We start from the raw sequence: 11,603 nt of genomic DNA on the forward strand, positions 1-11,603 counted from the left end.
TTGCAGGTTGCAGGTTGCAGGTTGAAGGTTGCAGGTTGCAGGTTGCAGGTTGCAGGTTGCAGGTTGCAGGTTGCAGGTTGCAGGTTGCAGGTTGCAGGTTGAAGGTTGAAGGTTGCAGGTTGCAGGTTGCAGGTTGAAGGTTAAATATTTTCATTCCTTACCATGTGCGCGAAGCACAGGGTGTTCAACCGGGAAATAGATGAGGGATGGGAATAGGCAGCCCGTGAAGAGCACTATATTACTGTAATGGTTTTAACTTTTGTATACTGATTTAATAATAAATTTAGCTTTAACATGACCTCCCAAACCCCCTCCATTCAATTTTTTGAAGGAATTTACGAAGAACTGAGTAATGTCAGCTTGCGGCGGAATCGGAACACCGCAGTGCGTTCAGTGTTGATGACGTTCAATTCCTTAAAGGCTTTAGAAAGATTCAATAGCTTCACCAAACGCTCGTCTAATTCCATAGTTTTAACAGATGAAGAAGGTGTAATTACCGTTGAACCCTCTTCTGTGCAAATTTTGTTCGGTGGTGCAGAGGGGGATGAACTTCAGCGGGTGGAATGCCAGTTTGAAATTGAGCGGGAAGATTATTGGGAACGCTTTATGCGCTTTATGCAGCGCTACGCTGAAGCCAACGATATGGCTTACAGCGACACAGGGAAATCTACAGAGAGTAGCAATCACTAAATCATGAAAGTAGCAATTACTGGAGCAACTGGATTTGTTGGCAGTCGCCTCGTGGAGCAACTCCAGGCACAAGGACATCAGCCGTTGATATTAACTCGGAATCGAGCGATTGCATTACGGAAGTTCCCCAATTTGGAAATTGTTGCCTACACCCCTACTGAATCCGGTGAGTGGCAAAAGGCGATCGCTGGTTGTGACGCGGTGGTGAATCTAGCAGGAGAACCCATCGCGGAGAGTCGCTGGACACCCAAGCACAAGGAGGAGATTCTCAATAGCCGCAAGCTGGGTACGCAAAAAATTGTGGAAGCTATCACTCAAGCTAACCCCAAGCCAAAGGTATTGGTTAACGCTTCTGCGATCGGCTACTACGGCACCAGCGAAACCGCTACTTTTGATGAAACCAGTCCCCCTGGTAACGATTTTCTCGCCGAAGTTTGTCAAGCCTGGGAAGCTGAAGCTCAGAAAGTTAAGAATGCTGGTGTCCGACTGGTAATTGTGCGGTTGGGCATTGTCTTAGGGAATGGTGGCGCACTCGCCAAAATGATACCCCCCTTCCAATTATTTGCAGGTGGTCCTCTCGGTACTGGTCACCAGTGGTTTGCCTGGATTCATCGGGACGATCTCGTTCGCTTGCTCATAGAAGCCCTAAACCGACCGGACATTGAGGGTGTGCTTAATGGTACTGCACCCAACCCCGTCCGGATGTCGGAACTATGTGAAAAGCTTGGGGAAGTTTTACACCGCCCCTCCTGGTTACCTGTTCCTAGCTTCGCTCTAGAAGCACTGCTTGGAGAAGGTGCCAAAGTCGTCCTAGAAGGTCAACAGGTGCTGCCCAAGAGAACAACTAGCTACGGTTTTCAATATCAATATCCAACAGTAAAAGAAGCCCTAACAAAAATTGTGACTTCGAGTTAGGCAGTTCCAAGTCAACAATATCCGACGAACTCATGTGGGGTGGGCATCCTGTCCACCCCTGACCCATCACGGTGCCAACATAGGGTTACGGCATGTTCTCGACTCAGGTGTGTATTGCCTCTGGTTATCGAAATTTGCCACACTTCTCTTCTACAACTCATTGGCAATTTTTTCAAGTTAAATTCATAAAGTTTAATTTCTCAACGAGAGGCTGAAAAGTGTGTATAGATAAAATTCTATAGGTACTATCAGCCTTGATGCCCATAAGCCAAATTTACAAACATGATTATTTAATTATTTAGTTTTGTTCTTCTTTTTTCGCACACTAACCATTACACTAACATTTAAAGCTTAAGAAAAAATGAATCCATGTCGCTGAACGTCCTGCTGAAAGCAGGATTATCTCGCTATTGCTCCTAAAAACCTGAATATTTCTGCATTTAAAACAGGTAATGCCGATGGCTCAGCTCCTTCTTGAAACAGCTTGGTTAATACCTTGCTATGCAATCCTTGGGGCAATTCTTGCCCTACCTTGGTCTCCTTCTCTGATTCGTCGCACAGGCCCCAGACCGGCTGGCTACGTGAACATGGTAATGACTTTAATCGCGTTCCTTCATGGTTTAGGCGCTCTGATCGCGATTTGGAATCAGCCAGCGCAAGAGTTATTAATTCCTTGGCTCCATATTGCCGGTCTTGATTTGGATCTTCCTCTGAGACTATCGAGAGTCACCATCGGTGCAACCATGCTGATTGCTGGGATGAATCTGCTGACACAGATTTATGCGATCGGTTATATGGAGATGGACTGGGGTTGGGCGCGATTCTTTTCCTTCCTGGCGCTGTTTGGAGCCGGGATGCGTGCTCTTGTCCTCTGCGATTCTTTGTTCTTCAGCTACTTCATTCTAGAAATCCTGACTCTGGGAACCTATCTACTCGTTGGGTTGTGGTTTAGTCAGCCGTTGGTGGTGACGGGGGCAAGAGATGCTTTCCTCACCAAGCGGGTAGGTGACTTAATCATGTTGATGGGAGTCTTAGGTCTGTATCCTTTGGCAGGAACCTGGGACTTTTCTCAATTAGAAACCTGGGCTCAGACAGCAACGGTAGACCCTAAAATCGCTACACTGGTAGGTTTAGCTTTAATCGCTGGCCCGATGGCTAAGTGTGCTCAGTTCCCACTGCATCTGTGGCTGGATGAGGCGATGGAGGGCCCGGTTCCTTCAACGATTTTGCGGAATTCCGTGGTTGTGATGACGGGTGCCTGGGTGTTAATTAAGCTTGAACCCGTTTTAGCCTTATCACCGATTACTCTTGCTGCTGTACTGTTCATTGGTTCAGTGACAGCGATAGGCGGTTCCTTAATTGCGATCGCTCAAATTGATATCAAACGTACCCTCTCTTATCTGGTTAGTGCCTACATGGGTATCGTGTTTATCGCCGTAGGTACCGGACAAGTCGAAACCGCCTACATGTTGCTATTGACCTACGCCGTAGCGATGGGCTTATTAGTCATGAGCATCGGCGGTGTAATTTGGAATAGCATCACCCAGGATGTCACCCAATATGGGGGTCTGTGGTCTAAACGACCCATCAGTGGGTTGTCTTTCATCATCGGTACGGCGGCTTTAATCGCATTGCCTCCCTTTGGTTGCTTCTGGTCTTTAGCCAAATTAGCAGACCATCTTGCCACAACTGCACCTTGGCTGTTTGGGGTATTACTGTTAGTGAATGCCCTCACCGCCTTTGGTTTAACCCGCGTGTTTGGTCTAGTTTTTGGCGGCAAAACCAAACAAATGACAGAGCGATCGCCCGAAATTCATTGGCCGATGGCTTTGCCAATGGTCGTGTTAATGGGATTCACCCTCCACGTCCCTTTGCTACTGCTGCAATGGCAACTGCTCCCGGATTGGGCGAGCCTGAATACCACTGTCGCTGGTATGTTGGTTTTGTCCAGCGTTCTAGGGATAGGAATTAGTGGTTTCATTTATCTCAATGATGGCTGGACTAAACCTGTACAACTGGTTTGGAAGCCACTGCAAGACTTGTTAGCCTACGACTTTTACACCGCTAAAATTTACCGCCTGAGTATTGTGCTTGTGGTTGGCTTAGTCTCTCAACTTATGTTCTGGATTGACCGCTATATCGTTGATGGAGTGGTGAATCTGGTTGGCTTAGCAACAGTTTTTAGTGGACAGAGCTTAAAGTACAACACTTCTGGTCAAACCCAATTTTATGCTCTGACAATATTGTTAGGAGTAGCTCTTTTGGGAATTATGGTGAGCTGGCCAGTATTGGCTCGCCTTTCATTAATTATCACTGGCTGATGCAGTTAGTAATTGAGTGCTAGTTGAGATATTATAGGGTGTTGATAAAGTCGAAAAATCAGATTTTTAGTCAATCTAAATCAGAGAACAAAGCCTGAAATATCTGACCTTATCAACTCCTTATCGCCTAGCTTGCTGCCGAGAATATCAGAATTTGGAAGGAAGGAAAAATTCAATGAACGGAAAGAATCAGAAGGGACATCTTTCAAGACGACACTTGCTAAAGTTTGGTGCAGGGATTGTCGGGACGGGGGCAATTACAGCTGGACTGGGTTCCAACTTAGTGTTTCCCGACCAAGCCATTGCAAAAGATGACATGACCCCTGAGCAGGCTCTGCAAAGCCTAATGGATGGCAATCAACGATTTGTTAAGGGAAAACGTGAAAACCCCCACCAAAATATGTCACGTATGACAGAAGTAGCAAAAGGTCAGAAGCCATTCGCTTCTATTCTTGGCTGTGCAGATTCACGAGTTCCTTCTGAGATTATTTTTGACCAGGGATTTGGGGATTTATTTGTATGCCGAGTGGCTGGTAATATCGCGACCAAAGAGGAGATTGGCAGCCTTGAATTTGGCACCTTAGTATTAGGCACAAAGGTGATAATGGTCTTAGGTCATGAAAGATGCGGAGCAGTAGACGCCACGATAAAAGGTGCCCAAGTTCCCGGACAAATTGCCAGTCTGATTGATGCCATTAAACCCGCTGTAGAAAAGTCAGCCAACCAACGCGGCGACAAGCTGGAGAATGCCATCAAATCCAATGTTTTGTACCAAATAGAAAAATTGAAAACCTCCCCAGTCATTTCTCAGTTAATTACGGAAGGAAAACTGAAAGTTGTAGGGGGTTATTACGATTTGGACACTGGAACCGTAACGATGGTTAGTTAGGCTGGATTATTCATTTGTGTAAAAGCTATTAACAACGTTTCAGCAAGGAAACAATTCAATCTATGCTTAGTACCTTGATCTGGCTACCCATGTTGGGTGCTGCTATCGTTGGGTTCTGGCCCGGAAATCTAAATGCGGCGAGGCTACGCTCTGTAGCATTAGCGATCGCATCTGTTCTCTTAGTTGTAACCGTCTGGCTAGCGAGTCAGTTTAATTTGACGGCCTCAGGATTACAGTTTCAGGAGTATTTACCTTGGCTGCCACAAATCGGCTTGAGCTATAAGCTAGGCATTGATGGTTTGTCGTTTCCGTTGTTGGCTTTAAATGCACTGCTAACTTGGATTGCTATTTATAGCACAAGTGAGAAAGTTGAGCGTTCCCGGCTCTACTATGCTTTGATTTTTCTCGTCAATGCTGGGGTAGCTGGCGCTTTTGCGGCTCAGAACTTACTGCTGTTTTTCCTGTTCTACGAGTTAGAACTCATCCCGTTGTATCTGTTGATTGCCATCTGGGGTGATACAGAAAAGCGCGGCTATGCAGCGATGAAGTTTCTCATCTATACCGCTGTTTCCGGGATTCTCATTCTGGCTGCATTTTTGGGTATTACTTGGTTAAGTGGCTCCAACAGCTTCGATTACGACTCGATGAAGACTCAAGGGTTACCCTTGATTACTCAGCTAATTCTATTAACGGTGCTGCTGGTTGGATTTGGCATTAAAGTTCCTTTGGTTCCCTTGCACACTTGGTTACCAGATGCTTATGTAGAAGCTTGTCCACCTGTGACGATTCTTCTGGGTGGCGTGTTGGCGAAGTTGGGAACTTATGGCTTGATCAGGTTCGGTTTGCAGCTATTTCCTGAAACATGGGGACTTGTGGCTCCAGGATTGGCGATCATTGGGACTGTAAGTGTTCTCTATGGTGCCGTCACAGCGATCGCTCAACAAGACATCAAACGTATGGTTGCCTATAGCTCAATCGGACACATGGGCTATATCATCGTGGGCTCTGCGGCGGGTACACCATTAAGTTTAGTGGGTGCTGTCTCTCAAATGGTTGCTCACGGTATTATTCTGGCAATCTTATTTAATCTGGTGGGCATTATTGAGGAGAAAGTCGGCACTCGCGAACTGAATGTTCTCAATGGTTTGATGAGTCCGGTTCGAGGTTTACCCATCATTAGTGCTTTCTTGGTAGTAGCAGGGATGGCTAGCGCTGGCATTCCAGGCATGATGGGTTTCGTGGCTGAATTTCTGGTATTTCAAGGCAGTTTCTCCATCTTCCCAGTAGAAACGCTGTTGTGTGTGCTGGCGTCTGGATTAACAGCTGTTTACTTCGTGATTCTGATTAACCGCACCTGTTTTGGCAAACTGGACAACAACACAGCCTACTATCCCAAAGTTCAGTGGCGTGAGCGTGTCCCAGCATTAGTTTTAACCGTTCTGATTTTCTTCTTGGGAATTCGTCCTTCTTTGCTAGTGCGTTGGAGTGAAGCCACTGCCGCCTCTATGAGCGCTCCAATCTTCGCCGCAATGCCATCATCCACCGATATTTCTGGGGATATTAAACCCAAATTATCAATTAGCTATCAGCCGTCAACTTTTAGCATCGAAAAGTAAGCTTGAGCAGAAGCTCTGATTCCCCTCTCCTTCTCAGAGAGGGGTGGGTGAGAGGCAAAGTCAGGAATTCTTCAGCAGGCTCACATACTTCACTCAAGCAGACTTTTTCCTTCCTCTAACTCTAACTTTGCTTGAGATTCAAGTTTAAAGGAACGCAAAATGGTACAAACTCCCGTTAAACCAGAAAATACAATCCAGCTGCCGCCTTCTAAGCATGAATTTGCTGATGTGATTCACCGCCTTGAAGCGGGTGGTGCCATGCTACCCGATACACCAGAGAATCTCATGCAAATCATCGGCATTTACAAAGCTTATGCCGTGCCGATGGATTTCTACTGGCGCGACCTTCTCTATATTGCTGAGCAGGTATTTTTAAACCCATTTCCCTTTTTTAAATACTTGCTACCTAAAGAGTATTTAGAGTTGCATAATCATTACGCCGGAGATGATGCCGATTTGCGGATTTGGCGTGGGGAAGCAACGGCTCATCCTGAGCTTTTAGCCTACATGGAAAAAGGGGAAACCTTTAAAATGCCCAAGTTGTTTCATCACTTGTGGCATGACCGGGTCAACATGGAGTTTGCTGAAGCTTGTATGCGTGCCATGCTGTGGCATAGAGGAATGGGTGGACAATTTGACCCTTACCTGGACAGCGATGAATATAAGGCTAATGCAGATAAGGCGATTAAGGCTTACTTTAAGTACAATCCGGTGATGATGGGAGTCTATAAGCTGTTTCCAGACCTGTTTATAGAACAGTGCCGTCAGATGTCCTATTACAGTAACCTGGGCCTGTTCTGGGAGATTATGGCTCCGGTTTTCTTTGAAATGAGCGATCTCTATGATGAAGGGAAAATCACTAGCGTCCCAGAGGCGATGAACTTTATTGTAAACGGGATTTTTGCGATCGCAGGTCGTCCCATCTACCACCACGTCTACATCCGGGGTGAATGCTACGAAATTATCCCGAAATCGAAGGGATTCATGTGGTTGTATGAAGCAGCATTACCTTATGTAGAAGCAGTTTTCTATCGCACGGCACCGTTCCGGGGTACGAAGTCTTACAATGCTCAGGCGAAGCAAGTTCCCGAAGATCAGAAAAACTTCCACTATGGGATTCTGTATGCTGATGTTTTCCCGGTAGGTACAGCAGGTATTCCCCCCACACTGCTGATGCAGGATATGCTTCACTTCCTACCCCCCTATTTGGTGGATTATTACAGTAAAAACTGCCGGGGTGAGGACGATATGCTGATTCAATTGGGTATCAGTTTTCAGCGATCGATGTACTGCGTTACTTCCGCTGTGATTCAAGCGTTGCGGACGGCGCTTCTGTATCCTTTAGATGACCCAAATCCCAAGCATTTAAAAGCAAATCGGGCGTTTTTTGAGGCTCAGATTGATCGATTCAAGCGTCCTGAAGCACGGTTGCGGGATATTCAGAGGCAGGATTATAGGTAGGGAAAGGCAGATTCCCCCATGCCCTCCTTCAAAAGGGGGGCTTTGTTTTTTGGGGTGCGATCGCTTTCTCAATATAGTAGGGTGGGCATTGCTCACCCTACTTGAGGCTTAATCTTTATTCTTAAAGGCGCTGCTTGCCTTATCTTGAAATTTCTTTAAAACTCAAAATACTCATTATATAGTGTAGTACTCGTCTATAGATACAACATATAGGGTCTATTTCAACCCGATTCTTGATTTTTCTTGGATAATCTTGCATATTTTGTGTAAGAAAGCTAAGCTGGAGTGCAAGATATGCAAGAAATTGTTGCAAGATGCAAAAAGATTTACTTATTTCACTGCTAAGCACCGAACTGGCTGATAGAGAGCAGGAAGCGGCAAAGTTCAGGAAAGTGGCTGAGGAGGCCCACGCTGAGGCAGTCCGTCTAGAGTCTTTGGCTGCAAGTATCAGGGCCACTCTAGCAGGGATAAGTAGTCAAGAAAGTAAAGAACAAGCGTTTATACCTAACAAGTTTCGTCAGTTACCGACAAAATCTTCCACCAATGGCAATGGTTCTCTATTTCATGGAACTAGGGCAAGCTCTGAAATCTCTGTTGGAAGTAGTGTAAGTGAAAATCCAAGTGAAAGGCAGAGCACAGATTCAAACTCCGAACCTAAGCGGGAAACCTCTCGCAATCCCAAAGACTATCAGCGCCCTGAGTACAGTGGTCGAAGAGGCTACATTCAGATAGCCAAAAAAATCCTTGAAAAAAACCCAGAGGGTTTACATATTGGTCAGCTAGTCGAGCTTATCTTTGAATACCAGTCTCTAGAGGAATTCACAAAAGCTAAAAGATGTCTACAAGCAGAACTGATGCGAGGAGCTAAAGAAAATAGATTGGGAAAGGATGGTGATTATTACTTCTCACAACCGAGAACAACCTTAGCGACAAGTAAATAACAATCAGAACTGTCTGCAACACAAAACAATTAGAGACGGCGATCGCCATGACTGTAACAACTCTAGATCAGACAACTGAACCCATCCTAATAGACGCACTGACGTGGCAGGAATTCAAAACAATTGAGCACTTACTAGACCGTCCAGGCATTCGGATATCATTCTTGGACGGGACATTAGAGATTCGCAAGATGCCAGGGAAAAAACATGAGACTGTAAAAAAGCGTATCGCTGCCCTCGTTGAAGCCTATCTGGAATCCCAAAATATAGATTTCACTCCAACAGGCTCTATGACTCTAGAAAGCGAAGTTGGTCTAGTGAAGCGCGAAGCTGACGAATCGTATGAACTCGGACCCGACAGGGAACGTCCAGATCTAGCGATCGAAGTTGCCGTTACCAGTGGAGGCATTGATAAGCTAGAAGCCTATAAACGCCTGAAGATTTCTGAAGTCTGGTTCTGGCAGAATGGGAGATTGTTACTGTATGCCTTGCGTCAAGAAGAATATGAGGCGATCGCTCAGTCTGAATTGCTGCCTGGGTTAGACTTAGCGCTGTTGGTACGGTGCATTACTCTGCCTAACCACATTCAGGCGGTAAGAGAATTTCGACAAGGAATTCAAAAGTAGGGGATTGGGAGCGATCGCATACAACTCACAAACCTCAGTCCAGCATTTCAGGGTCAATACCCAAGGCTTGAAGTTGTTCGGAAGTGAGCGATTTCAGCCGAGCTGCCAACTGCTGCCGCTTTTCCCGCTCTTGCTCTAACTGTTGCAAAGCTTGCTCTTTCTCTTGTCGCTCCTGTTCTGCTTGTTCATGACCCGTTAACAACAGGTTTCCATTTAAGTCCCACCAGCGTAGCCAGAGTTGTTCCGGCTGATTCAAGACAGTTCCCAACCACAAACCCAACTCTACCTGCATTGGGAGAATTGGATAATGCCCCCGTTCATTAGGAGTCATCTTCTCATAGTGGGTATTAACCAGGTGATATAGCTCCAAAGTGCCGTTGCTGAGTAGATAGATGCCATAGTAGGGAATCCGCATTACCCGTTCGTAGACCCAAAACTTACCCGGTTTTGTAACCTCTCCTGTTTCCGAACGAGATAAAGGAGTCTGAGCTCGTTCCTCACTGCCATCACCAGAGGCAAATTCCAGCGCGATTGTGGGCGTGATATACTCTCGCCATAGCACGTAGGAGCGACGGATTACACCATCAAGTTTGGGTGCCACATTCGGCACATAAAACCAGTCAGGTGCTTCAGCTCCCTTCTCCGGTGGGTTAGTTTCTCGCCAGTAAATACCACAATCTTGTCCGATCGCATATTGTCCGTCTGGATGCAGTCGCTGCAAGGTTGAATCGATTGAGTCTGTCAGAATCAGACTTTGGGGATGCTCCTGAAAATTTTTCACAAACGTACCATCGGATTCTGGCAATTGGGTATGGTCGGGGAATGGAGGCGGTAGAGCAATTTCATTTAGTATCTCAGTCATATCTTCAACAGTATTGCAGCAATTATTACTACCATCTTGCCTAATCTATAAGATTAAGGTGCAGATGATGCCGTTAGGACAATTGACAAGTTTGTGAGGTACAAATTAGACCTATCTTGAAAGTCTAGTTTCATCCTTCGTTGTGAGCGACAGCTCATGGTGTCTCTTGCTCTCATTCAATTTTTGCCCTCCTAACCCTCATGAATAAGAGGCTTCGTCCTTACTCCTCTCCCCTAAAAGGGGAGAACGAGAGGGGTGGGGGGAACCGGAATCTCAAAGTCCCCCAGAATTGGGGGATTTAGGGGGCATTTCAGGATTTATGCAAGAGGTTTATTGAATAGCGATCGCCCTTTTGCATGTAGGGTGAGTACTGCACGCTAACGCTAGAATAAGCTTTTCAACTTCTGGGAAGCAGCGCCCACCCGAAGAGTTTTGAGAACGGTGCAAAATGTCAGTTCTATCTACGCAGACTAAATGACCAAATCATAAAGCAGATAGAAATTAGTAATAATCCACCGATTCGGAATCTTTGTTGACGGGTATTGCTCTTGTCATGGTTAATTAAGAAAGCGATGTAGACTAACGGAGCAAGAACACCAATTTCAATCAATAAATTTCGGTAAAGAAAATAGTTGAATAGGTTTACCCCACCAGCACTGGGGAGAATACCAAAGGGCAATTTGAAGATTTCGTTGCTCAAAGGCCATAGTAAAGGTAATCGGTTAACCCCCGTGAGTAGATCGAGAACCAGATGGGAAAGACCTGCTAAGATGACTTGTTGGCTACGGATGATCAGAGAACGCCCCTTAGAGCCTAAAAGGGTAAGCAAGAGAATTGTGCAAAACGGTAGCACCAGACTTAGCAATATAGAGTGGCTAATCCTAACGTCCTGATACTGATACGTTAAATGTAGGGCAGGAATAATATGGTCAATGTCAGGGGCAGAGGCAATAATAATTAGCCATCCTAACCAAGATTTCCGATTGGAGGATGCGGGTTGCTTTTCAAGGGAATATGTGCTAAAGGCGGCTAAGCTGTGACCGATAAAAGAAGACATTTTGACGCTCTATCTCACGCAAAAAGAACCGGATTTCAAAACCCTTTCTATTTCTAGAATTCGCCGCATTTGGTCTAACTTAATACAGTTCCAGCGCCATGATTCTGAATCAACTTTCAACCCTGTCAGCTGCTTTTGGTAGTAAGGCTCTCGCCTGCAAATGCCAAACAATCCTGAAGCATCTAATTCCTGTTTTTTGTTGCGAAATGCTTCCACTCTAGCCCA

Annotated in this window: 10 protein-coding genes and 1 pseudogene; 8 read left to right on the forward strand and 3 right to left on the reverse strand. The window is 45.7% G+C overall.

Going from position 1 to position 11,603, the window contains the following annotated elements:
- Nucleotides 1–294 precede the first annotated feature (294 nt).
- The 8 genes from psb28 (at nt 295) to V6C93_RS07625 (ending at nt 9,459) form a co-directional block, all read left to right on the forward strand.
- Nucleotides 295–690 (forward strand): photosystem II reaction center protein Psb28, encoded by a 396-nt coding sequence (gene psb28, locus V6C93_RS07590; RefSeq protein ID WP_333476048.1) that lies wholly within the window; start codon nt 295–297, stop codon nt 688–690.
- A 3-nt stretch (nt 691–693) separates the two neighbouring features.
- Nucleotides 694–1,605, forward strand: a complete 912-nt coding sequence (locus V6C93_RS07595; protein ID WP_333476049.1) for a TIGR01777 family oxidoreductase — start codon at nt 694–696, stop codon at nt 1,603–1,605.
- Between the two features lie 458 nt (nt 1,606–2,063).
- The gene (locus tag V6C93_RS07600; RefSeq protein ID WP_333476050.1) at nt 2,064–3,926 is read left to right on the forward strand and encodes an NAD(P)H-quinone oxidoreductase subunit F; all 1,863 of its coding nucleotides are present in this window, start codon (nt 2,064–2,066) and stop codon (nt 3,924–3,926) included.
- Between the two features lie 175 nt (nt 3,927–4,101).
- Nucleotides 4,102–4,815 (forward strand): carbonic anhydrase, encoded by a 714-nt coding sequence (locus V6C93_RS07605; protein WP_333476051.1) that lies wholly within the window; start codon nt 4,102–4,104, stop codon nt 4,813–4,815.
- Between the two features lie 62 nt (nt 4,816–4,877).
- Nucleotides 4,878–6,431, forward strand: coding sequence for an NADH-quinone oxidoreductase subunit M (locus V6C93_RS07610; protein ID WP_333476052.1), 1,554 nt, complete (start codon nt 4,878–4,880; stop codon nt 6,429–6,431).
- Nucleotides 6,432–6,590: 159 nt separating this feature from the next.
- Nucleotides 6,591–7,892, forward strand: coding sequence for a CO2 hydration protein (locus V6C93_RS07615; RefSeq protein WP_333476053.1), 1,302 nt, complete (start codon nt 6,591–6,593; stop codon nt 7,890–7,892).
- Nucleotides 7,893–8,206: 314 nt separating this feature from the next.
- Nucleotides 8,207–8,833, forward strand: a complete 627-nt coding sequence (locus V6C93_RS07620) for a hypothetical protein (RefSeq protein WP_333476054.1) — start codon at nt 8,207–8,209, stop codon at nt 8,831–8,833.
- Between the two features lie 47 nt (nt 8,834–8,880).
- Nucleotides 8,881–9,459, forward strand: a complete 579-nt coding sequence (locus V6C93_RS07625) for a Uma2 family endonuclease (protein WP_333476055.1) — start codon at nt 8,881–8,883, stop codon at nt 9,457–9,459.
- A gap of 34 nt (nt 9,460–9,493) precedes the next feature.
- Here the strand turns inward: V6C93_RS07625 and V6C93_RS07630 are convergent, their stop codons facing one another.
- The 3 genes and pseudogenes from V6C93_RS07630 to V6C93_RS07640 all read right to left on the reverse strand — a co-directional run.
- Nucleotides 9,494–10,321, reverse strand: coding sequence for a Uma2 family endonuclease (locus V6C93_RS07630; protein WP_333476056.1), 828 nt, complete (start codon nt 10,319–10,321; stop codon nt 9,494–9,496).
- Between the two features lie 457 nt (nt 10,322–10,778).
- Nucleotides 10,779–11,378 (reverse strand): metal-dependent hydrolase, encoded by a 600-nt coding sequence (locus V6C93_RS07635; RefSeq protein ID WP_333476057.1) that lies wholly within the window; start codon nt 11,376–11,378, stop codon nt 10,779–10,781.
- A gap of 9 nt (nt 11,379–11,387) precedes the next feature.
- Nucleotides 11,388–11,603 (reverse strand): annotated as a pseudogene (locus V6C93_RS07640) (hypothetical protein); the annotation flags it as partial.

This window comes from Allocoleopsis sp. (assembly GCF_036703385.1).
Taxonomy (GTDB): domain Bacteria; phylum Cyanobacteriota; class Cyanobacteriia; order Cyanobacteriales; family Coleofasciculaceae; genus Allocoleopsis.

Bases quoted from the DNA above. Each gene is read 5' to 3' on its own strand.
- psb28 (WP_333476048.1), top strand. From the start codon at position 295: ATGACCTCCCAAACCCCCTCCATTCAATTTTTTGAAGGAATTTACGAA.
- V6C93_RS07595 (WP_333476049.1), top strand. From the start codon at position 694: ATGAAAGTAGCAATTACTGGAGCAACTGGATTTGTTGGCAGTCGCCTC.
- V6C93_RS07600 (WP_333476050.1), top strand. From the start codon at position 2,064: ATGGCTCAGCTCCTTCTTGAAACAGCTTGGTTAATACCTTGCTATGCA.
- V6C93_RS07605 (WP_333476051.1), top strand. From the start codon at position 4,102: ATGAACGGAAAGAATCAGAAGGGACATCTTTCAAGACGACACTTGCTA.
- V6C93_RS07610 (WP_333476052.1), top strand. From the start codon at position 4,878: ATGCTTAGTACCTTGATCTGGCTACCCATGTTGGGTGCTGCTATCGTT.
- V6C93_RS07615 (WP_333476053.1), top strand. From the start codon at position 6,591: ATGGTACAAACTCCCGTTAAACCAGAAAATACAATCCAGCTGCCGCCT.
- V6C93_RS07620 (WP_333476054.1), top strand. From the start codon at position 8,207: ATGCAAAAAGATTTACTTATTTCACTGCTAAGCACCGAACTGGCTGAT.
- V6C93_RS07625 (WP_333476055.1), top strand. From the start codon at position 8,881: ATGACTGTAACAACTCTAGATCAGACAACTGAACCCATCCTAATAGAC.
- V6C93_RS07630 (WP_333476056.1), bottom strand. From the start codon at position 10,321: ATGACTGAGATACTAAATGAAATTGCTCTACCGCCTCCATTCCCCGAC.
- V6C93_RS07635 (WP_333476057.1), bottom strand. From the start codon at position 11,378: ATGTCTTCTTTTATCGGTCACAGCTTAGCCGCCTTTAGCACATATTCC.